This is a genomic window from Pseudomonas capsici (assembly GCF_017165765.1).
GTDB lineage: Bacteria > Pseudomonadota > Gammaproteobacteria > Pseudomonadales > Pseudomonadaceae > Aquipseudomonas > Aquipseudomonas capsici.
The window spans coordinates 100,561-124,121 of record NZ_JAFGZD010000004.1 but is presented as its reverse complement, the minus strand read 5'-3'; the positions used below and the strand labels follow the sequence as shown (position 1 = coordinate 124,121).

At 58.9% G+C, this 23,561-nt stretch carries 14 protein-coding genes; 8 read left to right on the top strand and 6 right to left on the bottom strand.

From position 1 onward, the window contains the following. Nucleotides 1-81 precede the first annotated feature (81 nt). Nucleotides 82-2,277 carry a YccS family putative transporter gene (gene yccS, locus JSY17_RS07040; RefSeq protein ID WP_117181745.1) on the top strand — a complete coding sequence of 732 codons (2,196 nt, stop codon included), beginning with the start codon at nt 82-84 and terminating at the stop codon, nt 2,275-2,277. Here yccS and JSY17_RS07035 read toward each other — a convergent pair. After that, entirely contained in the window at nt 2,243-2,995 is a 753-nt protein-coding gene (locus JSY17_RS07035) for a substrate-binding periplasmic protein (protein ID WP_122372342.1), read from the bottom strand. The two genes, yccS and JSY17_RS07035, sit on opposite strands and share 35 nt — an antisense overlap. A gap of 256 nt (nt 2,996-3,251) precedes the next feature. Here JSY17_RS07035 and JSY17_RS07030 point away from each other — a divergent pair, with 256 nt between their 5' ends. Beyond that, on the top strand, nt 3,252-3,710 hold the full coding sequence (locus tag JSY17_RS07030; protein WP_117167201.1) for a GNAT family N-acetyltransferase: 459 nt from the start codon (nt 3,252-3,254) through the stop codon (nt 3,708-3,710). 12 nt (nt 3,711-3,722) lie between these two features. On the opposite strand, the gene JSY17_RS07025 is transcribed toward JSY17_RS07030, so the two are convergent. Genes JSY17_RS07025 through JSY17_RS07015 form a run of 3 tightly spaced genes read right to left on the bottom strand, consistent with a single transcriptional unit; the run spans nt 3,723 to nt 6,741 of the window. Continuing rightward, nucleotides 3,723-4,019, bottom strand: a complete 297-nt coding sequence (locus tag JSY17_RS07025; RefSeq protein ID WP_117167200.1) for a winged helix-turn-helix domain-containing protein — start codon at nt 4,017-4,019, stop codon at nt 3,723-3,725. A 26-nt stretch (nt 4,020-4,045) separates the two neighbouring features. After that, on the bottom strand, nt 4,046-4,573 hold the full coding sequence (locus JSY17_RS07020; RefSeq protein ID WP_117181747.1) for a M48 metallopeptidase family protein: 528 nt from the start codon (nt 4,571-4,573) through the stop codon (nt 4,046-4,048). Nucleotides 4,574-4,614: 41 nt separating this feature from the next. Further along, a complete protein-coding gene (locus tag JSY17_RS07015; RefSeq protein WP_122372345.1) occupies nt 4,615-6,741 on the bottom strand; it encodes a two-component system response regulator in 2,127 nt (708 codons plus the stop codon). Between the two features lie 310 nt (nt 6,742-7,051). On the opposite strand from JSY17_RS07015, the gene JSY17_RS07010 reads away from it, so the two are divergent. Further along, a complete protein-coding gene (locus JSY17_RS07010) occupies nt 7,052-7,723 on the top strand; it encodes a polysaccharide lyase family 7 protein (protein WP_117167197.1) in 672 nt (223 codons plus the stop codon). A 71-nt stretch (nt 7,724-7,794) separates the two neighbouring features. Here the strand turns inward: JSY17_RS07010 and putP are convergent, their stop codons facing one another. Next, nucleotides 7,795-9,282 (bottom strand): sodium/proline symporter PutP, encoded by a 1,488-nt coding sequence (gene putP, locus JSY17_RS07005; protein ID WP_117186147.1) that lies wholly within the window; start codon nt 9,280-9,282, stop codon nt 7,795-7,797. Between the two features lie 455 nt (nt 9,283-9,737). Between putP and putA the strand changes: the two genes are divergently transcribed. From putA to selO, 5 genes are all read left to right on the top strand, one after another. Next, complete coding sequence (putA, locus tag JSY17_RS07000; protein ID WP_206401554.1) at nt 9,738-13,691, top strand: trifunctional transcriptional regulator/proline dehydrogenase/L-glutamate gamma-semialdehyde dehydrogenase; 3,954 nt, start codon at nt 9,738-9,740, stop codon at nt 13,689-13,691. Nucleotides 13,692-13,855: 164 nt separating this feature from the next. Continuing rightward, nucleotides 13,856-15,658, top strand: a complete 1,803-nt coding sequence (locus tag JSY17_RS06995; RefSeq protein WP_206401555.1) for an acyl-CoA dehydrogenase — start codon at nt 13,856-13,858, stop codon at nt 15,656-15,658. 350 nt (nt 15,659-16,008) lie between these two features. Continuing rightward, a complete protein-coding gene (locus JSY17_RS06990; RefSeq protein ID WP_117167194.1) occupies nt 16,009-17,751 on the top strand; it encodes a potassium/proton antiporter in 1,743 nt (580 codons plus the stop codon). A gap of 39 nt (nt 17,752-17,790) precedes the next feature. Further along, complete coding sequence (mscK, locus tag JSY17_RS06985; RefSeq protein WP_206401556.1) at nt 17,791-21,177, top strand: mechanosensitive channel MscK; 3,387 nt, start codon at nt 17,791-17,793, stop codon at nt 21,175-21,177. Nucleotides 21,178-21,225: 48 nt separating this feature from the next. Next, the gene (gene selO, locus JSY17_RS06980; protein WP_206401557.1) at nt 21,226-22,689 is read left to right on the top strand and encodes a protein adenylyltransferase SelO; all 1,464 of its coding nucleotides are present in this window, start codon (nt 21,226-21,228) and stop codon (nt 22,687-22,689) included. Here selO and JSY17_RS06975 read toward each other — a convergent pair. Further along, nucleotides 22,673-23,494, bottom strand: a complete 822-nt coding sequence (locus JSY17_RS06975; RefSeq protein ID WP_206401558.1) for a hypothetical protein — start codon at nt 23,492-23,494, stop codon at nt 22,673-22,675. The genes selO and JSY17_RS06975 overlap by 17 nt on opposite strands. Nucleotides 23,495-23,561: the final 67 nt, after the last annotated feature.

The window sequence follows — 23,561 nt, the reverse complement described above, 5'->3', positions numbered from 1 at the left end:
GCGGATGTACAGGCCAGCCTCGGGCCTGTACATATCCTTCTGCGGGATCGATCAATTGCGAACAAGGCCGTCATCTCATTCATGGCATCAAAATCTCTGCGTCATACACTCCGTCGGTTATGGGCACTGGACAAGTTCAGCTATAGCGTCCGGGTCTTTATTGCGCTGACCGGCAGCATGGCGCTGTGCTGGTATCAAAATGAGATGGGCTTGCTGATTCCTCTGTTCCTGGGAATTATCGCCTGCGCCCTGGCCGAGACCGATGACAGCTGGCAAGGCCGTCTCAATGCCCTGGCCGTGACGCTGGTGTGCTTCAGCATCGCCGCGCTGGCCGTGGAACTCCTGTTTCCCTATCCCTGGCTGTTCGTGTGCGCGCTGGCGCTGGCCAGTTTCTGCCTGACCATGCTCGGGGCGCTGGGCGAACGCTATGGCGCGATTGCCTACGGCACCCTGATTCTCTCGGTCTACACCATGATTGGCGTGGACCAGCGCGGCGGCGAGGTTCTGGACTTCTGGCATGAGCCGATGCTGCTGGTGGCAGGTGCGGCCTGGTACGGCCTGCTGTCGGTGCTGTGGCAGATGCTGTTTTCCAACCAGCCGGTACAGCAGGCGCTGGCGCGGCTGTTTCGCGAGCTGGGGTTGTACCTCAAGCTCAAGTCGACCCTGTTCGAGCCGATCCGCACCCTGAATGTGGAAGAGCGGCGCCTGGAACTGGCCAAGCAGAACGGTCGGGTGGTCGCGGCGCTCAACACCACCAAGGAAATCATTTTGCACCGGGTCGGCAATGGTCGACCCGGCTCGAAAGTCAGCCGTTATCTGAAGCTGTATTTCATCGCTCAGGACATTCACGAACGCGCCAGCTCATCTCATTACCCTTACAACTCGCTGGCCGAGGCGTTTTTCCACAGTGACGTGCTGTTCCGCTGCCAGCGCCTGCTGCGCCAGCAGGGCGTGGCCTGTCAGGCGCTGTCCGAATCCATTCAACTGCGTCAGCCGTTTGTCTACGACCCGAGCTTTGCCGAGGCGATGGAAGATCTGCGCGCCTCTCTCGAACATCTGCGTATCCAGAGCAATCCGGCCTGGCGCAGCCTCTTGCGCTCATTGCGGGCACTGGCGGCCAATCTCGAAACCCTGGATCGCCTGATCAGCGACGCCAGCAACCCCGATGCCCTGGCCGATGCAACCGACAGCAGCCTGCTGGACCGCTCGCCGCGCAATCTCAAGGACGTCTGGACACGCCTGCGCCTGCAGATGACACCGACTTCGCTGCTGTTCCGCCACGCCCTGCGCCTGCCGCTGGCCCTGTCGGTGGGTTACGCCATGGTGCATCTGATCCACCCGTCGCAAGGCTACTGGATCATTCTGACCACGGTATTCGTCTGCCAGCCGAGCTACGGCGCAACACGCCGCAAGCTGGTGCAACGGATCATCGGCACCGCCCTCGGCCTGACCGCTGGCTGGGCACTGTTCGATCTGGTCACCAATCCCGTCCTGCAATCGATGTGTGCGGTGCTGGCCGGCGTGGTGTTCTTCGTCAACCGCACGACGCGCTACACCCTTTCGACCGCAGCGATCACGGTGATGGTGCTGTTCTGTTTCAATCAGGTGGGCGATGGCTACGGCCTGTTCCTGCCACGCCTGTTCGATACCCTGCTGGGCAGCCTTATCGCCGGGCTGGCGGTCTTCCTGTTCCTGCCGGACTGGCAAGGACGCAAGCTGAACAAGGTGCTGGCCAATACCCTGAGCTGCAACAGCATTTACCTGCGCCAGATCATGCAGCAATACGCCAAGGGCAAGAGCGACGACCTGGCTTATCGCCTGGCTCGGCGCAACGCACACAATGCCGATGCTGCGCTTTCCACGACGCTGGCGAACATGCTGATGGAGCCCGGGCACTTCCGCAAAGAAGCCGATGTAGGCTTTCGCTTTCTGGTGCTGTCCCACACGCTGCTGAGTTATCTGTCCGGGCTGGGCGCACATCGCGACACGCAATTGCCCAGCGATGTCCATGAACAGCTTATCGATGGTGCAGGCGCGGCGCTGGCAGCCAGCATCGATGAAATCGCCCAGAGCCTGGCGGAAAAGAAACCGGTTGCCGTACAGAACGATGCCGAAGAGGAACTGGCCACCCAACTGGAACAGATGCCCGACGAACTGGATGAGAGCCAGCGACTGGTGCAGACCCAACTGGCTTTGATCTATCGCCAGCTGGCACCGTTACGCACCCTGGCAGCGCATTTGATCAAGGGGCCACAGGCATCAGACCATGCAGCCTGAGCAGTTCGTCGTAGGTCCCGTCGGCCTTCATCGCGGCAATTTCCCGATCAAAACCGGCAACAATCTGGGCATGCTTCGGATTCTTCAGGCTGACCAGAATATGCAGGCTGTTCTCGCTGAGTGAGTCCGGCAGGAATTCCACGTGATTGCGCACTTCTTCGGGTTCGTTGGCCAGGCTGTAACGGGCCACGAATTCATCTTCCAGGGCCAAGTCGACACGCCCGGCGGCCAGCATGTTAGCCGCCATGGAAAAACTGTGGACCGGAACCTTGCGTAACGCTGGATCATTGTCGAACGCCGGGTAGTAAGCGTAACCACGCACCACCGCAATGATGTACTTGTGCAGTTGGGCGAGATTCGAGGTATCGATATTCGAGTCCTTGCGCTTGAGAAAGCGCACCCGATTGACCAGATACTCGCCAGAAAACTGGCCAACCCGGGTTCGCTCCTCATTGAACCAGGCATTGATCAGCACATCGTTGCGCCCTTCGGCGATACCATGCATGGCGCGCGCCCAGGGCACCTGTTCGTAAACGGTCTGATACCCGGCACGCTGCAGGGCGGTTCTGACGATATCGGTCGCCAGACCATCGTTGAGCAGCGAGCCATCGGTGAAGGGAGGCCAGGCATCGGCAACCAGACGCAGCTTCTCGCCTGCGCCAGCCTGAGCGATCAGCAGTAATCCCAGTAATCCAACAGCTTGAAGCAGTCGCGACATGCTTGAATTCCCCAGGTGGGCAGCATGCCCGGTCCAGACTGAGAGTCGTTGAGCAACAGCGTCACTTGAATCCTGACATGTATTGAAGACCCAATAACGTCAGGAAACAACCCACGCCAAGGTTGCATCCATGCGATTGATGTAAAAATATTTTCCAGCCCAAAGCCAAAACGCTCGACAGACATCACGGCCTTTTATTGGGAATGCGGCGGTATACGTTTAGAATTCCTTTCCGGTTTCTCTGCGAGTCGACAACATGCCTATCAAATGGATCTGCAAACACCATACCGACCTGAGTATCGAACAGCTTTATGCCGTTCTGAAACTGCGCTGCGAGGTTTTCGTGGTCGAGCAGCAGTGCGTATATCAGGATGTCGACGGACTGGACCTGACAGGCGACACCTGCCATCTGATGGCCTGGCAGGACGGCAAGCTGGTGGCTTACCTGCGCTTGCTGGACCCGATCCAGCAAGGCGGCGATGTCACCATTGGCCGCGTGGTGACCGCCCCATCGATTCGCAGCAAGGGCATGGGCCATGAACTGATGGTCCAGGCTCTGGAACACGCTGAAAGAAAATGGCCCGACCAGCCTATCTATCTGTCGGCCCAGGCTCATCTGCAGGGTTACTACAGCCGCTACGGCTTCAACGCCGTAGGCGAGGAATATCTGGAAGACGACATCCCGCACATCGGCATGCGCCGCGACCTCGAATAAGACCCGCTTCGATCAGGGATAACCCAGTACGGCCTTGATGCCGGCCAGGTTGCGGGTTATCCACGCTTTGTCGATCGCTCCCCAGTCCCGGATCCGGTAATGCCCGGCATGGTTGCGAGCACCTTCCTGTTGCTCGAATTCGCACTGGATATCCAGGTCGGCCAGTGCGGCGATGGTGTCCTGAGCCGTGCGACGCGGCATGCCGGTGACTTCCGTCAATTCGGGGACCGTGCCGGCAAGCTGGCTGTCGATCAGATACGCCACGTACAGACGACGATAAAAGCTGCTTTTGGTCTTGCTGACATCCATCTTCAAAATCCTTGTCGGAGCGGTATTCAGGTTGTCGACCGGGCCGCAGCCTGCAGGTCGCGATACGTCAGGTAGACCCGCAGGTCGAATTCCAGCTGGTGATAGCCAGGCTGCATGTGCTCACACAACTGGTAGAACGCCTTGTTGTGATCCGATTCCTTGAAATGCGCCAGTTCATGCACCACGATCATGCGCAGAAACTGCGGTGCCGCTTCCTTGAACAACGCAGCAACGCGAATCTCCTTCTTGGCCTTGAGCTTGCCGCCCTGCACCCGGGAAACCGTGGTGTGCAGGCCCAGAGCACGATGGGTCAGGTCGAGACGATTGTCGAACAGCACCTTGTCCACAGGCGGCGCATTGCGCAAGTGCTCCTGCTTCAAGGCCAGGGCATAGGCGTACAGCGCCTTGTCACTCTGGATCTGATGACGCTCCGGATAGCGCTGCTGCAGATAGTCGCCCAGTTTGTCCTGAGCAATCAGTTGCCGCACCTGATCCTGAAGGGAAGCAGGATAGGCTTGCAGGTATTTGAGCGGTATATGGGCTGAAGCAGTCATGGGGCCGTGGCAGATGATTCAAAGGTGCCAGTCTACCGCAATCATGCACGCAGCCTCGACCAGTCAAAACGCGCCGGGAAGGACCGGGCATCTTCGGCGTCCAGCGGATAAGCCACCAGAAACCCCTGGATGACCTGACAGCCATTGTTGGCCAGCCACTCATATTGCTGGAAAGTCTCGACGCCTTCGGCGATGACCAGTATGTCGAGGTTGCGGCACAGATCGATGATGCTGCGCGCAAAGACCGCATCGCGAGGCGAGTCGAGCAGACCGGCAATGAAGTGTCGATCGAGCTTCAGGGTATCGAGTTGCAGATTGCGCAGGTGCGAAAGCGAGCAATCACCCATACCGAAATCATCCAGCGCCACGCGCACGCCAATCTCGCGCAGTTGCTGCAACTGCTTGTGACTGTGGGTCAGGTTGTTCACCAGTGAGGCTTCGGTGATTTCGACCTCCAGCTGACCGGGCTGCAGCTCGAAACGATCCATCGCCCGCCGCAGCTCTGCAGCCAGATTGGGCATGCAGAATTGCGTCGGACTGACACTGACGCTCACCACCAGATCGGAGGCAAAGCTGCGCCCCAATGCCTGACGCTGCTCGGCTCCCTGATCGAAGATCCAGCTGCCAAGCCGATTGATCAGGCGTGTTTCCTCAAGCAGGGGGATGAACAAGGCTGGCGGCACCTCCCCGACACTGGCGTGCTGCCAGCGCAACAAGGCTTCAAAGCCCCGCAGGCGACCATCTGCGACGTGCACCTGAGGTTGATAGACCACCGAGAAATTCTTGCCTTCGATGGCATTGCGCACGCTGTCTTCGAGCATCAGGCGTGAACGCGCACGGCCATTCATGTTCTGGTCATAAAAGCGATATTGCTGGCGCCCTGCCCGCTTGGCTTCGTACATGGCAATGTCCGCCGCCCGCAGCAGACCATCGAGGTTGGAACCGCATTCAGGGTAAGTCGCAATCCCGATGCTGACGCCAAGGGAAATGTCCACGCCATCGATCTGGCGCTTCATCGATACCCGCTCGATGAGTTTTTCAGCCACCTTGGCAGCCTGTTCGGGGTAATCGAAGCCTTCGATCACCACCGTGAACTCATCACCCCCCATGCGCGCCAGCACATCATAGGGCCGCAGGCAATCCTTGAGCTGCGTGGCCACCCACAACAGAACCTGATCGCCAGCGTCATGGCCCAGGGAATCATTGATCTGCTTGAACCCGTCCAGGTCCAGATACAGCACGACCAGATACTGTTCCGCATGTTCGTTGCGCAACAGCATGCCCTCGACCGCCTGATAGAAGCCGCGACGATTGAGCAGCCCCGTCAAGGCATCGGTAACCGCCTGCTGTTCGAGCTGTTGATACAGGTTGCGTTCCATCGACATGTCGAGAACGGTCAGCACCATCGCCTTCTGCTCGCAAGGCAGTGACGCGCAGGACAGCGTCACCGGCAATTGTCCGCCCGTGGCGGTACGCAGAACGGCATCATGCACGCGATAGGTATCGGCATTGAGATAATGCTTGTAGAAATCCGACTCCAGCCAGCTCTGGACCGTGGGCTCCAGCACATAATCCAGCACGCTTGTGCCGCGCAACTGTTCGTCAGGGGTATCGAGCAGGCGACAGATGGCCGGGTTGACGAAGCTGATGATGCCGGCTTCATCCACCACCACAATGCCTTCGGCCACATTGGCCAGCACCGAAGCATTGAAGGCCCTGGCGCTCTCCAGTTCCTGAGTGAGCTTCTGCAGGGCACGACGATTGCGCTGCTGCTCCAGCAAGGCCTGGACCTTGGGTTTGAGCACGTTCGGGTCGAAAGGCTTGAACAGGTAATCGATGGCCCCGCTTGCATAGCCCTTGTGCACCGAGGCCGGGCTCTGCTCGTTGGCGGTCAGAAAGATGATCGGTGTCAGGCTCGTGCGCTGGCTGCCGCGCATCAGACGCGCAACTTCGAATCCATCCATGTCAGGCATCTGCACATCCAGCAGAACCAGATCCACTTCCTGCTCCAGAAGCACCGTCAACGCTTCGATTCCGGAACTGGCTGTGACGATGTGCCAGTCCGTACGCTGAAGGACCGCGCACATCGTCACCAGGTTTTCAGGGTAGTCATCGACAACCAGAAGAACCGAAGAGCCATCATTGGGCTTGGATTGCACGCATTCCATGCTGCTTCTCTACTTGTGTGGGAGGCGCTTATTACAGAAAACCCTGTCCAATTTGTATCAACTTTAGTCGCTCCTGAAAAAAGCAGCAGCAAGGCAGCCTATTGCCACCACGAAAGTTCAACATAACCGACTAACGGTATATTCCTGCAGACCATATAAATTCTGTCCTACAGGAAAAATGACAGCACTTTGACGTCATTAGTTCTCTCGCCAAGCATTAACAAATGCATTTTCAAAACGTATAAAAGCTGCCTGAACCCTCTGTGTAGAGACTTCACAGCAGTCGAATGAATATTTCTGGACGTTGAAAATGATAGACCTAGGATCTTGGAATCTCAGTATCCCGGTGGGCTCTCCCCCCAAAACCATCGAAACCTCACAATTGCGTCAAGGCTATGACGGCAAGTATTTCGAGTCCCATTCGGGGTACATTTTCTTCTGGTCGCCCGTCACCGGCTCACGTACCGAAAACGCCAAATATCCACGTAGCGAGCTGCGCGAGACGTGGTCCGACGGCACCCTGCACAACTGGTACTACCCGGACGCAGACAATTTTCTGAATGCGACGCTTGAGGTCAATCAGGTGCCATCATCGGGCAAGATCGTCATCGGCCAGATCCACGCCTACGACAGCACCGAGCCAATGCTCAAGGTCGAGTATCAGTACAAGAAGGAATCCCAGACCGGGAATATCGTGGTGAAAGTTCGCAAGCGCTTCGATGACAACGAAAGCAAAGTCATCAAGATTGCCGAAGGCGTGCCACTCAACGAAAAATTCAAATACATCATCCACCTGAGTCCCGGTGGTGAATTGAGTGTCAGTGCCAGAGATGTGAACTGGAGCACATCCATCAGTTCATCCTGGAAAACAAAACCGCTGTATTTCAAGGCGGGCGTATATACCCAGGACAACTCCGGCTATAGCAATGAAGGCGGAAAGGCCACGTTCTATAACCTGGATATCGATCACAACAAGATCTGATATATCCCCTCCCACAAAAGAAAGGCCCGCACTCCACAGAGGCGGGCCTTCGTCATTTCAGGACAGACCGATCAACGGGCAGCCTTGAACTCTTTATCGGCAGCGAGGAAACGCTCCTGCATCGCAACGGACGGACCTTTGCCAATCAGGCTGAAGACCACGATCGCGATACTGGCGAAGATAAAGCCCGGCACGATTTCGTACAGCCCCATGGTACTGAACTGCTTCCAGAGCACCACGGTGACCGCTCCTACTACAACGCCAGCCAGCGCGCCATTGCGAGTCATGCCTTTCCACAGCAGCGAAATCAGCACGACCGGCCCGAAAGCGGCACCGAAACCGGCCCACGCATAGCTCACCAGTCCCAGCACACGGTTTTCAGGGTTGGCAGCCAGCAGGATGGCAATCACCGAGATCAACAGCACCATCGCACGACCGACCCAGACCAGCTCAAGCTGGGAAGCGCCCTTGCGCAGATAAGCCTTGTAAAAGTCTTCAGTCAGGGCACTGGAGCACACCAGCAACTGACAGCTCAGGGTGCTCATGACTGCCGCGAGAATGGCGGACAGCAGAACGCCGGCAATCCATGGATTGAACAGCAGCTTCGCCAGTTCGATGAACACGCGCTCGTGGTTTTCAGTGACCGGCCCGGCCACCTCGGGATTGGCCGAGAAATAAGCGATGCCGAAAAAGCCCACGGCGACTGCACCGCCCAGACAAAGAATCATCCAGCTCATGGAAATGCGGCGGGCACTGGCAATCGACTTGACCGAATCGGCAGCCATGAAGCGCGCCAGAATATGCGGCTGGCCGAAATAACCCAGGCCCCAGGCCAGCAACGAGACGATGCCGATGAAGGTAGTGCCCTGGAACATGTCGAAACCGGCCGGGTTCTTGGCCTCGATGGCCAGAAAGGTCGTATCGACACCACCGGTTGCCAGCAGGACGATGATCGGCGTGAGGATCAGCGCGAAAATCATCAGCGTTGCCTGAACCGTATCGGTCCAGCTCACCGCCAGGAAACCACCGACAAAAGTGTAAGCGATGGTCGCCGCGGCACCCGCCCACAGCGCTGTCTCGTAGGACATGCCAAACGTGCTTTCAAAGAGGCGCGCCCCCGCGACGATGCCCGAGGCGCAATAAATGGTGAAGAACACCAGAATCACGATGGCCGAAATGATGCGCAGCAAGCCACTGGTGTCTTCAAAGCGGCTGCTGAAGTAATCCGGAAGGGTCAGCGCATCGCCATTGTGCTCGGTCTGTACACGCAAGCGGCCAGCCACGAACAGCCAGTTCAGGTAAGCACCTGCGATCAGGCCGATGGCGATCCAGCTTTCCGACAGACCCGACATGTAGATCGCGCCCGGCAGGCCCATCAACAGCCAGCCACTCATGTCCGAAGCCCCCGCCGAGAGAGCCGTCACGAAGCTGCCCAGGCTGCGCCCGCCAAGAATATAGTCGGAGAAGTTATTGGTGGAGCGATAGGCCAGAAGACCGATCAGGACCATTGCCGCGATATAGATCACGAAGGTGATCAGGGTTGGGTTGTTGAAGCTCATGAGTTCTGCCTTGGCATTGTTTTTATGAAACGCCGGATACTCGGGAAAAACGCCGGTTACCGAACCCGCCATCCATGCCCTTGTACCCGACGCAGCGCTGACTGGAATCCCGCAAGGAAGCAGCCACTGAACGTCTCGCCAACGGTTGCACCGTCATGACGAATCCTATTAGACATTTCGAAAAAGGTGCAACCTGTTTCAATCAGACAGTTGCACCTGTCACCAAATGATCATTGCGCTGTGATTTACGCCTCATTTTGAGGCGGCCAATGCTCATTACGCAAAACATAACGCCTCAAAATCATGCATTGACCCGACTTACCCTGTCATGACCCGGAATGAGCCTGAAATATTCGGCAAAAAACAGGTTGCACCCGGTTGCACCTTTTCTGGAGCAAAGCTAACCTGACCCAAAGCCGAGGCCACGCACAGAGTGGCAACAATGAGGACAAGACATGGCCACCACCACTCTGGGCGTCAAACTTGACGACCTGACCCGCGAGCGATTGAAAGCAGCCGCACAATCCATCGACCGTACGCCGCACTGGTTGATCAAGCAGGCCATCTTCAATTACCTGGAAAAACTGGAGAGTGGTGCAACCCTGCAGGAACTCGATGGCCTGGGCAGCAAGGACGGCGATGACAGCGGCGATCTGCCGACGGATACGAACTATCAGAGCTTTCTGGAGTTCGCCGAGAGCATCCTGCCGCAATCGGTCCTGCGTGCGGCCATTACCGCCGCCTATCGTCGCCCCGAGCAGGAAGTGGTGCCCATGCTGCTGGAGCAGGCCCGCCTGCCCGCCCCCATGGCCGAAGCCACCCACAAGCTGGCGGCCTCCATTGCCGAGAAGCTGCGCAACCAGAAGAGCGCCAGCGGGCGCGCCGGAATCGTTCAGGGATTACTGCAGGAATTCTCGCTGTCATCTCAGGAAGGCGTGGCGCTGATGTGTCTGGCCGAAGCACTGCTGCGCATCCCGGACAAAGGCACTCGCGATGCGCTGATCCGCGACAAGATCAGCAATGGCAACTGGCAGCCACATCTGGGCAACAGCCCGTCGCTGTTCGTCAACGCCGCCACCTGGGGCCTGCTGCTGACCGGCAAGCTGGTGTCCACCCATAACGAAACCGGCCTTTCCTCGTCCCTGAGCCGCATCATCGGCAAGAGCGGCGAACCGATGATCCGCAAGGGCGTGGACATGGCCATGCGCTTGATGGGCGAACAATTCGTGACCGGCGAAACCATCGGCGAAGCCCTGGCCAACGCCAGCCGCTTCGAAGCCAAAGGCTTTCGTTATTCCTATGACATGCTGGGTGAGGCAGCGCTTACCGAGCATGATGCGCAGAAGTATCTGGCGTCCTACGAGCAGGCCATCCACTCCATCGGCAAGGCCTCACATGGCCGCGGCATTTATGAAGGCCCGGGCATTTCCATCAAGTTGTCGGCACTGCACCCACGCTATAGCCGCGCCCAGTACGAGCGGGTGATGGAAGAACTGTATCCGCGCCTGCTGTCGCTGACCCTGCTGGCACGGCAATACGATATCGGCCTGAATATCGACGCCGAAGAAGCCGACCGCCTCGAGTTGTCGCTGGATCTGCTGGAACGCCTGTGCTTCGAGCCGCAACTGACTGGCTGGAACGGCATCGGCTTTGTCATCCAGGCCTATCAGAAACGCTGCCCGTATGTGATCGATTACGTGATCGATCTGGCGCGTCGCAGCCGTCACCGCCTGATGATCCGTCTGGTAAAAGGCGCGTACTGGGACAGCGAAATCAAGCGCGCCCAAGTCGAAGGCCTGGAGGGTTATCCGGTCTATACCCGCAAGGTCTATACCGACGTTTCCTATATCGCCTGTGCACGCAAACTGCTGGCAGCACCGGAAGTCATCTATCCGCAGTTCGCGACCCACAACGCCCATACACTGGCGGCCATTTATCACATTGCCGGTCAGAACTATTATCCCGGCCAGTACGAATTCCAGTGCCTACATGGTATGGGCGAACCGCTTTACGAACAGGTGGTGGGCAAGGTGGCCGATGGCAAGCTGAACCGTCCTTGCCGTGTGTACGCGCCGGTCGGCACCCACGAAACGCTGCTGGCCTATCTGGTGCGACGCCTGCTGGAAAACGGTGCCAACACCTCGTTCGTCAACCGCATCGCCGATCAGTCGGTTTCGATCCAGGAACTGGTGGCCGACCCGGTCAGCAGCATCGAACGCATGGCGACCCAGGAAGGCAACTGCGGCCTGCCACACCCGCGAATCCCGCTGCCTCGCGACCTTTACGGCCCGGAGCGTCCCAATTCCAGCGGCATCGACATGGCCAACGAACATCGTCTGGCCTCGCTGTCGTCGGCCTTGCTGGCGACCGCGCACAACGACTGGAAAGCTGCGCCGATTCTCGGCTGCCCGACCAGCGAAGGTCCGACGGTTGCAGCCCTGAACCCGTCCGACCAGCGAGACGTAGTAGGTCATGTACAGGAAGCCAGCCTGGAGGATGTGGATAACGCCCTCCAGAGCGCGATGATTTCAGGCCCGATCTGGCAAGCCACACCGCCAGCCGAGCGCGCTGCGATTCTCGAGCGTGCTGCCGACCTGATGGAAAACGAGATCCAGCCATTGATGGGCCTGCTGGTCCGCGAAGCAGGCAAGACCTTCGCAAACGCCATTGCCGAAGTTCGCGAAGCCGTGGACTTCCTGCGCTACTACGCTGTGCAGGCGCGCAACGACTTCAGCAACGATACTCACCGCCCGCTCGGACCGGTGGTCTGCATCAGCCCGTGGAACTTCCCGCTGGCGATTTTCAGTGGTCAGGTCGCAGCGGCATTGGCCGCTGGCAACCCGGTGCTGGCCAAACCCGCCGAGCAGACCCCGTTGATCGCAGCTCAGGCTGTGCGCCTGCTGCTGGAAGCCGGCATTCCGGAAGGCGTACTGCAACTGCTGCCGGGGCGCGGCGAAACCGTCGGTGCCAAACTGGTGGGCGACGAACGCGTCAAAGGCGTGATGTTCACCGGTTCCACCGAAGTGGCGCGCCTGCTGCAACGCAATATTGCCGGACGTCTCGATGCCCAGGGTCGACCGATCCCGCTGATTGCCGAAACCGGTGGCCAGAACGCCATGATCGTCGACTCCTCGGCCCTCACCGAACAGGTGGTGATCGATATTCTGTCTTCAGCCTTCGACAGCGCCGGCCAGCGTTGCTCGGCACTGCGCGTGCTGTGCCTGCAGGAAGACTCCGCCGACCGCGTGATCGAAATGCTCAAGGGTGCCATGGCCGAAAACCGCCTGGGCAACCCGGAGCATCTGTCCGTGGATATCGGTCCGGTGATCGATGCCGAAGCCAAGACCGGGATCGAGAAACACATTCAAGGCATGCGCGACAAGGGCCGTCAGGTCTATCAGATGGCAATCGCTAACAGCGCGGACCTCAAGCGCGGCACCTACGTGATGCCGACCCTGATCGAACTGGAAAGCTTCGACGAGCTGCAACGGGAAATCTTCGGACCGGTGCTGCACGTGGTTCGCTACAAGCGCAAGGAGCTGGACCAGCTCATCGGCCAGATCAACGCTTCCGGCTACGGCCTGACCCTGGGTGTCCACACCCGCATCGACGAAACGATTGCCAAGGTCATCGATAACGTCAATGCCGGCAACATCTACGTCAACCGCAATATTGTCGGTGCCGTGGTGGGCGTGCAGCCGTTCGGTGGCGAAGGCCTGTCGGGGACCGGACCGAAAGCGGGCGGGCCACTGTACCTGTATCGCCTGCTGTCCACTCGCCCACAGGATTCAATCGGGCAATCCTTCAACCGTGGCGATAAGTTGATAGCACCCGACACCCGCGTTCAGGAAAGCCTGGGCAAACCGCTACAGGCCTTGAAAGCCTGGGCCGCCAGCAATCAACAGCCCGAACTGGACGAGTTGTGCAATCAGTTTGCCGAACAATCGCAAAGCGGCACCACCCGCCTGCTGACCGGCCCGACCGGCGAACGCAACAGCTACAGCATCCTGCCGCGTGAACACGTGCTGTGTCTGGCCGACGACGAAGCCGACCTGCTGACCCAACTGGCGGCGGTCCTGGCCGTCGGCAGCACCGCTATCTGGCCGGAAACCGCAATCGGCAAACCGTTGCGTACCCGCCTGCCGAAAGAGGTTCAGGCGCGCATCAAACTGGTCGCAGACTGGAGCAAGGATGAAGTGCTGATCGACGCCGTTCTGCATCACGGCGATTCCGACCAGTTGCGCGCCATATGCGAGCAAGTGGCCCAGCGCGCCGGTGCAATCATCGGCGTCAACGGCCTGTCCCACGGCGAAACCAACGTGGCACTGGAACGTCTGGTGATCGAACGCGCCCTGAGCGTCAACACCGCCGCGGCGGGCGGCAATGCGAGCCTGATGACGATAGGTTGAGAAAGGAAGTTGTAAGCGGCAAGCAGCAAGCTTCAAGTTTTTGACTTGTGGCTTGCCGCTTGTAACTTGCCGCTTTCCCCTCACCATCACCCCCATCAATCATGCTGGGCAGCGTCCCGTCTCCGGCCTAGACTCTGCCCACCACAAGACAGAGGGTGAAGGTCATGTCCGAGACGCTGCTCAGTTCCCGCAATCTGGCTTTCGAGCTGTATGAAGTGCTGGACGCCGAGGCGCTGACCCGGCGCGAGCGTTTTGCCGAGCACAGCCGCGAGACGTTCGATGCGGCCATCGGTACTGCACGCACCATCGCCGAAAAGTACTTTGAGCCCCATAACCGCAAAGCCGATGAAAACGAACCGCGCTACGAGAATGGCGAGGCTGTACTGATCCCCGAGGTCAAACCGGCGGTGGATGCGTTTCTGGAGGCCGGTTTTCTCAATGCGGCTCGGGACTTCGAAGAAGGTGGCATGCAGTTGCCGACCCTGCTCTCACAAGCCTGTTTTGCTCACTTCCAGGCCGCGAACGCGGGCACCACGGCCTATCCGTTCCTGAGCATGGGCGTGGCGAACCTGATCGAAAGCTTCGGCAGCGACGAGCAGAAGCAGCGTTTCCTGCAACCGATCATCGAAGGCCGCTTTTTCGGCACCATGGCACTGACCGAACCCCATGCAGGCTCATCGCTCTCCGATATCCGCACCCGTGCCGAACCCGCAGCGGATGGCAGCTATAGATTGCGTGGCAACAAGATATTCATTTCCGGCGGCGATCATTCGCTGTCGGAAAATATCGTCCATATGGTGCTGGCCAAGCTGCCGGACGCACCGGCTGGCGTGAAAGGGATTTCACTGTTCATCGTGCCCAAGTTTCTGGTCAATGAAGACGGCAGCAACGGCCCCCGCAATGACGTGATTCTGGCCGGGCTGTTTCACAAGATGGGCTGGCGCGGCACCACCTCGACGGCGTTGAACTTCGGCGATAACGGGCAATGCGTGGGCTATCTGGTAGGCAAGCCCCACCAGGGCCTGAGCTACATGTTCCAGATGATGAACGAAGCACGCATTGGCGTAGGCATGGGCGCCATCATGCTCGGTTATGCGGGTTATCTGTATTCCCTGGACTACGCCCGGGAACGCCCGCAGGGAAGACTGCCCGACAACCGGGACCCACAGAGTGCGCCGGTGCCGATCATTCAGCACGCCGATGTCAGGCGCATGCTGCTCACGCAAAAAGCTTACGTGGAAGGCGCTTTCGACCTTGGCCTGTATAGCGCTCGTCTGTTTGACGATACCCGGACCGGCGAAACCGAAGAGCTGAAGCACCAGGCCCACGAACTGCTCGACCTGCTGACGCCCATCGTCAAGTCATGGCCGTCGGAGTTCTGCCTGAAAGCCAACGAGCTGGCGATCCAGATTCTCGGCGGCCATGGCTACACACGCGAATATCCGGTTGAGCAGTATTACCGCGATAACCGTCTGAACCCGATCCATGAAGGCACTCACGGTATTCAGTCGCTGGACTTGCTGGGCCGCAAGCTGGCACAGAACAATGGTGCCGGACTCAAGCAACTGATTCGCCTGATTGCCGACACCACCCGACGAGCCAGCGCCCACGAAAGCCTCGATGCCTTGCGTCAGCCGCTGGAACAACTGGTGACACGCCTGCAAACGGTGACGGTCGGCCTGCTGACCGATCTGGCACAGGGCAAAGTCAGTACCACCCTCGCGAATTCGGCGCTCTATCTGAAAGTGTTCGGCCATACCGTCATCGGCTGGCGCTGGCTGGAACAGGCCATTCGCGCCACGGAAGGACTGACTCGGAACACCCCGTCCGATGCCGGTTTCTATCAGGGCAAGTTACAGGCAGCCCGGTACTTCCTGACCTGGGAAATCCCAGGCTGCCATCATGAACTGACGCTACTGGAAAACCGGGACGATGCCTGCCTGGGGATGCAGGGCGACTGGTTCTAGAAACTCGACCCCGGCTGTTTTGCCGCCCCCGCTGTCTTTGCCACATGACCTTCATGACTCCAATACCCTCGCCGCACTGAAAAAGCGACGAGGGTATTGAGCCGATATCCATCGTCGCGCCTCTCAATCCAGGCAACTTGGGTTGCAGCCATGGCCTCGCTTTTCCTGCGCAAGACAAGCCATGCACACGAGCCGATAGAGAATAGTAAGTCACTGATTATTTATCGGATCAGTCTGTAACCTTTTTTGACAGCCAGCCAATTCAACAGGTTAGAATCCCTTGGCATGCAGACTGCATGGTCAGTTTGCGGCACGTCTGTTTATAACCGTTTATATATGGAGTACCGCCCTTGGATGCCACGACCATCAACAGCCTGTTCCTGATCGGCGCGTTGCTGGTGGGCGCAAGTATTCTGGTCAGTTCTCTGTCTTCGCGTCTCGGCATTCCGATTCTGGTCATTATCCTTGCCGTGGGCATGGTCGCCGGGGTCGATGGCGGCGGGATCATCTTCGACAACTACGCCACAGCCTATCTGGTAGGCAACCTCGCCCTGGCGGTGATTCTGCTCGATGGCGGTCTGCGCACCCGGGTCGCCAGTTTCCGGGTCGCGTTATGGCCCGCCTTGTCGCTGGCAACGGTCGGGGTTCTGATCACCACAGGACTGACCGGCATGGTCGCGGCCTGGCTGTTCGACCTGAACATGATCCAGGGCCTGTTGATTGGCGCAATCGTCGGTTCTACCGATGCCGCCGCGGTATTCTCCCTGCTGGGTGGCAAGGGCCTTAACGAGCGGGTGACCGCCAGCCTGGAAATCGAATCCGGCAGCAACGACCCCATGGCGGTGTTTCTGACCGTCACCCTGATCGGCATGCTCGCCAGCGGCCAGACCGGCCTGCACTGGGGATTGCTGGGCCATCTCATTCAAGAGTTCGGTATCGGCAGCTTCATCGGCCTGGGTGGCGGCTGGCTGATGCTGCAACTGGTCAACCGCATCAATCTGGCAGCCGGGCTGTATCCGATTCTGGTCATCGCGGGTGGTCTGGCGATCTTTGCCCTGACCAACGCCATTCACGGCAGCGGCTTCCTGGCCGTTTACCTCTGCGGACTGGTGCTGGGCAACCGGCCAATCCGTAGCCGTCACGGCATCCTGCACATGCTCGACGGCATGGCCTGGCTGGCGCAGATCGGCATGTTCCTGGTCCTGGGCCTGCTGGTCACGCCCCACGACCTGCTGCCTATCGCAATCCCGGCTCTGGGTCTGGCGTTGTGGATGATCCTGGTGGCGCGTCCGCTGTCGGTCATGGTCGGCCTGTTACCGTTCAAGGCGTTCCATGGTCGTGAAAAGGCATTCATTGCCTGGGTCGGCCTGCGCGGCGCGGTTCCGATCATTCTGGCGGTGTTCCCGCTGATGGCCGGCCTGCCCAACGCTCAGCTGTACTTCAACCTCGCGTTCTTCATCGTGCTGGTTTCGCTGTTGCTGCAAGGCACCAGCCTGCCGTGGATGGCAAAACTGCTCAAGGTCACGGTTCCGCCCGATCCGGCACCGATTACCCGTTCGGCGCTTGAAGTACATGTCACCAGTGAATGGGAGCTGTTCGTTTATCGCCTGGGCGCTGAAAAGTGGTGTATCGGTGCAGCCCTGCGCGAGTTGAAGATGCCCGAGAACACGCGGATCGCGGCGCTGTTCAGAAACCAGCAACTGCTCCACCCTTCCGGCAGTACCACACTGGAAGTGGGCGACATGCTGTGCGTAATCGGCCACGAACATGATCTTCCGGCACTGGGCAAACTGTTCAGCCAGGCTCCGCAGCGCGGTCTGGACTTGCGCTTCTTCGGCGACTTCGTGCTGGAAGGCGATGCGCAACTGGGTGCCGTCGCGGCACTGTATGGCCTCAAGCTCGACGGTCTGGATAGCAATATGCCGCTTAGCCAGTTCATCATTCAGAAGAATCGCGGCGAGCCCGTCGTGGGCGACCAGATCGAATGGAATGGAACTATTTGGACTGTTGCGGTGATGGAAGGGAACAAGATCCTCAAAGTCGGCGTCAGATTCCCCGAAGGAAGCCGCCCGGGTCCCGGATTGTTCCTTTAAACTGCCAATCCACTCCGTTTTATCAAGCGACCGGTGTCTATGTTTTCGCTGCGTGCATTTTTTGCTGTCACTCTGCTTGGGCTTTGCCTTTCCACTTTCCCGGCGCTGGCGGCCGATCCGCCAACCAGCGCAGCCGTGCAGCAAAGCCTGGACAAGATCGCCGACCGTAAACTGCCGGAGGTCGATCAGAAGGCCCTGCAGCAGGTGCTTGAGCAGACCCTCGCGTTTCTGGCCAGCCAGCAGGACAGCCAGGAAAAACTCGCCGCTCTCAAGCAGCAGTTGAATCAGGCTCCCAAGCAGACCATCGAAAACCAGCGTGAACTGAGCCGCCTGAAAGAGAGCCGAGTCATCCCTGTTGCCCAGCGCTATGGCAACCTTGACGTGCCACAGCTCGAACAGATGCTCAGTCAACGCAGCACCCAGCAAAGCGACCTGCAAAAAGCCCTGAACGAAGCCAACAGCCTGACCATCACCGCCCAGACGCGGCCGGAAAGAGCCCAAGCGGAAATCAGCGCCAACCAGACCCGCATCCAGCAAATCAACGCCACGCTCAAGCTGGGCAAGGATAACGGCAAGGCCCTCAACGCCGACCAGCGCAACATGCTCAATGCCGAACTGGCGTCGATCAATGCGCTGAACCTGCTGCGTCGCCAGGAACTGGCCGGCAACAGCCAACTCCAGGACCTGGGCAACAGTCAGCACGACCTGCTGACCGAGAAAGTGAGCCGTCAGGAGCAGGAGATCCAGGACCTGCAGACCCTGATCAACGACAAGCGTCGCGCCCAGTCCCAGAAAACCGTGGCCGAGCTGTCTCTGGAAGCCCAAAAGGCAGGCAGCAGCAGCCTGCTGGCCACCGAAAGCGCGGCCAACCTCAAGCTTTCCGACTATTTGCTGCGTGGCACCGATCGCCTCAATGAGCTGACCCAGCAGAACCTCAAGACCAAGCAGCAACTGGACAACCTGACCCAGACCGATCAGGCCCTGAGCGAGCAGATCAATGTTCTGAGTGGCAGCCTGTTGCTGTCCAAGATCCTCTACAAACAGAAACAGGCCCTGCCCCACCTGCAACTGGACAAAGGCCTGGCCGACGAAATCGCCAACATTCGCCTGTACCAGTTCGAGGTCAACCAGCAGCGCGAACAGATGAGCAGCCCTTCGGCCTACGTCGAAAAACTGCTGGCGACTCAGCCGCCCGAAGACATCACCCCGCAATTGCGCAAGACCCTGCTGGATCTGGCCATTACCCGCAGCGACCTGCTGGAGCGCCTGAATCGCGAACTCAGCGCCCTGCTCAACGAATCCATCACCCTGCAACTGAACCAGAAACAGCTGACCAGCACGGCCCTGAGCCTGCGCGCCACGCTGGACGAGCAGATGTTCTGGATCCCCAGCAACAAGCCGCTCGATGTGGAGTGGTTCCAGAACATCTGGCCGCGGCTGACCAAGCAGCTCGCCACCCTTCCCTGGACATCCAGCCTCAGCGAACTGTCCGACGGGCTGACACAGCGTCCGCTGCTGTTCCTGCCGTTACTGCTGCTGATCGGCGTCCTGACATGGCGACGCAAGGCGCTTTATCAGAAGCTTGGCCGGTTGCACTCCGATATCGGTCACTTCAAGCGTGACAGCCAGTGGAAAACGCCTCTGGCCTTGCTGATCAACGTGCTGCTGGCCTTGCCGGTGGCGCTGGGCCTTGCCTTGTGCGGCTACGCCCTGCAGATCGATGCCCGTGGGCAGAACGCCAATCTGGGCGAGGCATTGCTGCAGATTGCCCTGACCTGGCTGGTGTTCTACACGGCCTATCGCGTGCTGGCTCCTGCGGGTGTTGCGCAACTGCATTTCCGCTGGGAAACGGCGCAGGTCGAGTTCCTGCGTGGCTGGGTTCGTCGCCTGGGGCTGGTGGTGCTGGCGCTGGTAGCAGTGGTTGCCGTTGCCGAACACCAACCGGCGGCACTGGCCGACGATGTGTTGGGCATTGGCGTGGTCCTGACCTGTTATGCCTTGATGGCCTTGCTGCTCAGCCGCCTGCTGCTGTCCAGCCCGACTCATCACAACGCCTCGCTGTTCCGCAAAGCCGTCGGTCTTGCGTTCACGGCCCTGCCCATCGCGCTGTTTCTGGCAGTCTGCTTCGGTTACTACTACACCGCACTGAAACTCAGCGACCGCCTGATCGATACCTTGTACCTGATCATGCTCTGGCTGGTAACAGAGGCCACCTTCGTGCGCGGCCTAAGCGTTGCCGCACGCCGCCTGGCTTACCAGCGGGCGCTGGCCAAACGTCAGGCCGCGCGGGAAAGCGGTGACGGCGAAATCGCGATAGAAGAGCCGAAGCTGGACATCGAGCAGGTCAACCAGCAGTCATTGCGTCTGATTCGCCTGGCCTTGCTGGGTGGTTTCATCGGCGGACTCTATCTGGTCTGGGCCGACCTGATCACCGTATTCGCGTATCTGGACAACATCACCCTGTACGAATACACCAGCGGCACAGGTGCCAACATCAGCATGGTGCCCATCAGCCTCGGCGACATGATCGGCGCGCTGGTGATCATCGGCATCACCTTCGTGCTGGCCGGCAACCTGCCAGGCCTGCTGGAAGTCCTGGTGCTGTCACGCCTGAATCTGGCGCAAGGCAGTGCCTATGCCACAACCACGCTGCTGTCCTACGCCATTGCCGGTATCGGCTTCGTGTCCACCCTCTCGACCCTGGGCGTGAGCTGGGACAAGCTGCAATGGCTGGTGGCCGCACTGTCGGTCGGCCTGGGTTTCGGCATGCAGGAAATCTTCGCCAACTTCATCTCCGGCATCATGATCCTCTTCGAGCGCCCGGTTCGGATCGGTGACACCATCACCATCGGCAACCTGTCGGGTACGGTCAGCAAGATCCGCATCCGCGCCACGACCATCACCGACTTCGATCGCAAGGACATCATCGTCCCGAACAAGACCTTCATCACCGGCCAGCTCATCAACTGGTCGCTGACCGACACCATCACCCGCGTTACCCTGAAACTGGGCGTGGATTACGGCTCGGACCTGGATCTGGTTCGCACCCTGCTGCTCCAGGCCGCCCGCGACAACCCTCGCGTGCTGAAGGAACCGGAACCGATCGTCTATTTCCTGAACTTCGGCGAAAGCACCCTGGACCACGAGTTGCGCATGCATGTACGCGATCTGGGAGACCGCAACCCGGTACTGGACGAGATCAACCGTTTCATCAACCGTGAGTTCAAGAAGCAGAAGATCAACATCTCGTTCCGTCAGATGGAGGTCTATCTCAAGAATCTCCATGGTCAGGAGTACAAGATGGTGCCGATTGAAAACACCGACAAGACCCTTCTGCCTGCCGAGCCCGAGACGCCGCCGGTCACCACCAAAGTGAAGCCCGCGCCCAAGGATGCACCCGAGCCGCCTGAACTCAAGCTCGACTGATACGGCCAATCCCAGCAGAATGCCTGGACATTCTGCTGGAGATGGCCCGTGAAAGCCCTCGACGAACTCATCTTCGACAACCGCTTCGCCCGACTGGGCGATGTGTTTTCCACAGCGGTCCTGCCCGAGCCCATTGAAGAGCCCCGACTGGTGGTGGCCAGCAAGTCGGCCCTGGCCCTTCTGGATCTGGACCCGAGCCAGGCCGAGCTTCCCCTGTTCGCCGAGATATTCAGCGGTCACAAGCTCTGGAGCAATGCCGATCCACGGGCAATGGTTTATTCAGGTCACCAGTTCGGCTCCTACAACCCAAGGCTGGGCGACGGGCGCGGCCTGTTGCTGGGCGAGGTCTATAACGACGCAGGCGAACACTGGGACCTGCACCTCAAGGGGGCTGGCCGCACGCCTTATTCACGCATGGGCGACGGGCGCGCCGTACTGCGTTCCTCGATCCGCGAGTTTCTGGCCTCTGAGGCGCTTCACGCCCTGGGTATCCCCACCAGCCGGGCAGCCTGTGTGATCGGCTCAAGCACGCCGGTATGGCGTGAAACCCAGGAGCGGGCGGCGATGGTGCTGCGAATGGCTCCAAGCCATATCCGCTTCGGCAGCCTCGAATACTTCTACTACACCAAGCAGCCGGAACGCCTTAAAGAACTGGGCGAATACATACTGGCCATGCACTACCCCCAGTGCCTGGAACAGCCCGAGCCTTATCTGGCGATGTTCAGGGAAATCGTCGAGCGCAACGCCGAACTGATCGCAAAATGGCAGGCCTATGGCTTCTGTCATGGCGTGATGAACACCGACAACATGTCGATCATGGGCATCACTTTCGACTTCGGCCCGTTCGCCTTTCTGGACGATTTCGATGAGCACTTTATCTGTAACCATTCCGACCACGAAGGCCGCTACTCCTTCAGCAATCAGGTGCCTATCGCCCAGTGGAACCTCAGCGCCCTGGCCCAGGCCCTGACCCCTTTCATCAGCGTCGAAACCCTGCGCGAAACCATCGGCCTGTTCCTGCCGCTCTATCAGGCCCACTACCTGGACCTCATGCGCCGCCGCCTGGGCCTGACCAGCGCCGAAGACGAGGATGACAAACTGATCAGCCGCCTCCTGCAATTGATGCAGAACAGCGGTGTCGATTACACCCTGTTCTTCCGCCGTCTGGGCGACGAACCCGCTGGCGATGCGCTACGGACACTGCGTGACGACTTTGTCGACCTCAAGGGTTTCGACAACTGGGCCGAAAGCTATCAGGCTCGTCAGGCCAGAGAAGAAAACGGCACCGAGCAGGACCGACAAGCGCGCATGCATGCCGTCAATCCGCTCTACATCCTGCGCAACTATCTGGCGCAGACCGCCATCGAAGCGGCAGAAAAAGGCGATTACACAGAAGTTCGCCGCCTGCATGAAGTGCTCTGCACCCCCTTCACCGAGCAACCCGGCATGACTGACTACGCACAACGCCCGCCGGATTGGGGGAAGCATCTGGAGATCAGTTGTTCGTCTTGATTGCTGGCCCTGTAGCAGCAGGGGTTTCGGCCTCCTCGGGAGGCTTTTCCTCAGCCTTGTCATCCTTGCCTGGAATCGCACCTGCAAGGATTTCAAACAGTGTCAGTAGTCGTTCGTTTTTCCTGGGGCCGGCAGCGGCCGCCTCAATCATCAAAGCTTCTGTATCAGCCTCATAATCCTCGGGATATCGAGCTTGCTCGATCAGAGGAAGAGATCGGTAATGGGCTAAATTTTCGGCATAAAACACATGAAGCTCTTGAGTAAATGCACCTTGCAGGCTTCGGCTGCCCATATTCGCTCTCCACTCCTCCTCAAGCGCCCAAGCGCCTAGATAAGCAGCATGCCTTTCATGCAAGGTAAAGGTATCCCCTTCATCGTAGGCAATCACGGTCAGTTGCTCATATGACAAACCGGCAAACGGGTTTCTGGCGGTGGGGTCACTGTGCATATTGCGAATTACATACTCTACGGCCTGACGATCTCGCTCTTTCAAGACCGGGTCATCTATAGTGGCGTCCGGTAAAACCTGCATTGCATCAGAGCGAAAATAGGACACGGCATCGAACTGAGCCCGCAATCTGAGCCCCAGATGTCCCAGTTGACTGCGGGTCAGCGATTGATCACGAGCCTCGGCTCGTGCAGCACTTTCGCTTAGCTGGCGAGACAGTATCGATATATGGGTCGTATCGGATGCAGGTGCTGAAAATTTGGCAATCGCTCCACTCTCTGGAACAACATGCTCTTTCATCGCAGGTATCGATGTAACAGATAAAGGCGCAGTGCGAGCTTCAACATTATTTATCATATACAGACCTCTATTTGAGGAAGGAAACTCGTACCGAAAACAGTTACTCGCCTCCGGCACGAGAACA

Excerpts from the sequence above, each read along its gene's own strand:
- yccS (WP_117181745.1), top strand. The coding sequence starts at position 82 with ATGGCATCAAAATCTCTGCGTCATACACTCCGTCGGTTATGGGCACTG.
- JSY17_RS07035 (WP_122372342.1), bottom strand. The coding sequence starts at position 2,995 with ATGTCGCGACTGCTTCAAGCTGTTGGATTACTGGGATTACTGCTGATC.
- JSY17_RS07030 (WP_117167201.1), top strand. The coding sequence starts at position 3,252 with ATGCCTATCAAATGGATCTGCAAACACCATACCGACCTGAGTATCGAA.
- JSY17_RS07025 (WP_117167200.1), bottom strand. The coding sequence starts at position 4,019 with ATGGATGTCAGCAAGACCAAAAGCAGCTTTTATCGTCGTCTGTACGTG.
- JSY17_RS07020 (WP_117181747.1), bottom strand. The coding sequence starts at position 4,573 with ATGACTGCTTCAGCCCATATACCGCTCAAATACCTGCAAGCCTATCCT.
- JSY17_RS07015 (WP_122372345.1), bottom strand. The coding sequence starts at position 6,741 with ATGGAATGCGTGCAATCCAAGCCCAATGATGGCTCTTCGGTTCTTCTG.
- JSY17_RS07010 (WP_117167197.1), top strand. The coding sequence starts at position 7,052 with ATGATAGACCTAGGATCTTGGAATCTCAGTATCCCGGTGGGCTCTCCC.
- putP (WP_117186147.1), bottom strand. The coding sequence starts at position 9,282 with ATGAGCTTCAACAACCCAACCCTGATCACCTTCGTGATCTATATCGCG.
- putA (WP_206401554.1), top strand. The coding sequence starts at position 9,738 with ATGGCCACCACCACTCTGGGCGTCAAACTTGACGACCTGACCCGCGAG.
- JSY17_RS06995 (WP_206401555.1), top strand. The coding sequence starts at position 13,856 with ATGTCCGAGACGCTGCTCAGTTCCCGCAATCTGGCTTTCGAGCTGTAT.
- mscK (WP_206401556.1), top strand. The coding sequence starts at position 17,791 with ATGTTTTCGCTGCGTGCATTTTTTGCTGTCACTCTGCTTGGGCTTTGC.
- JSY17_RS06975 (WP_206401558.1), bottom strand. The coding sequence starts at position 23,494 with ATGATAAATAATGTTGAAGCTCGCACTGCGCCTTTATCTGTTACATCG.